This is a genomic window from Mycobacterium colombiense (assembly GCF_001665835.1).
Taxonomy (GTDB): Bacteria; Actinomycetota; Actinomycetes; order Mycobacteriales; family Mycobacteriaceae; genus Mycobacterium; species Mycobacterium colombiense_A.
Genome location: NZ_LZSX01000071.1, coordinates 1 through 794, shown reverse-complemented (window position 1 = coordinate 794; position 794 = coordinate 1). Strand labels below are relative to the sequence as shown.

The window sequence follows — 794 nt, the reverse complement described above, 5'->3', positions numbered from 1 at the left end:
ATGCAGTGCCGCAGCGCGCTGCTCAACATCGACATGCACCACCACGGTGGTGTGCTGCCCGTGTGGCCGGCGGGCCGCCTCAGCGTCCCATCCAGCCTCGACCAGACGCATAAACGCCTCGACGGTGCTAGGCAACGGAGGCCGCTGATCTAAAACGCCCGAGCCATTGCCGTGATCGTGCCTCCACTCGCCGATCAGCGCATCACGATGAGACTGCAAGGCGGCCTCGAACTTCGCGGCGTCATGGTGCGGGAGTGTGATCCGATAGCAGCTGCCCTGCTCATTGGTGGTCGTGGTGATCGAGCGCTCGACCTCGCGCCGAGGTTCGGGTTCGGGTCGCGGTTCCAGCCTGACCGCGGTGCGCAGCTGATTGACCGTGGCGCAGCGCGCCAGCGCCGCGTAGTGCTCATCGGATCCCTCGCCGGCCCGCGCCGCGATCACCCCGACCTGATCCAGCGACAGCCGGCCCTCTCGCATGCCTTGGGCACAGCGTGGGAACTCCTTGAGCCGGCTCGCGATGGTGGCGATCGTGTGAGCATTTGCCGACGAGCAGCCGGTCTTCCAGGCCACCAACGCCGGCACCGACCGCGCGCCGGTGACGCCACAGAGCTCGTCGCGATCGATCTCGGCCACGATCTCAACGATGCGCCCATCAATCGCATTGCGCTGACCGGTCAACTCCGCCAGCTCCTCGAACAACACCTCAAGACGCTCGCCAGGACGCACCACCACGGCGCCAGCGGATGCGGTCGAAGACATGACGCCATCATCGCAGCCACCTACGACAAATCCGG

The 794-nt window shown here is 66.4% G+C and carries 1 protein-coding gene; it reads right to left on the bottom strand.

What is annotated here, in order from left to right; all coding sequences use genetic code 11:
• A partial coding sequence (locus tag A5760_RS13975) for a DUF222 domain-containing protein (protein ID WP_155764333.1) occupies window positions 1-759 on the bottom strand: 759 nt, incomplete at its 3' end.
• Window positions 760-794: the final 35 nt, after the last annotated feature.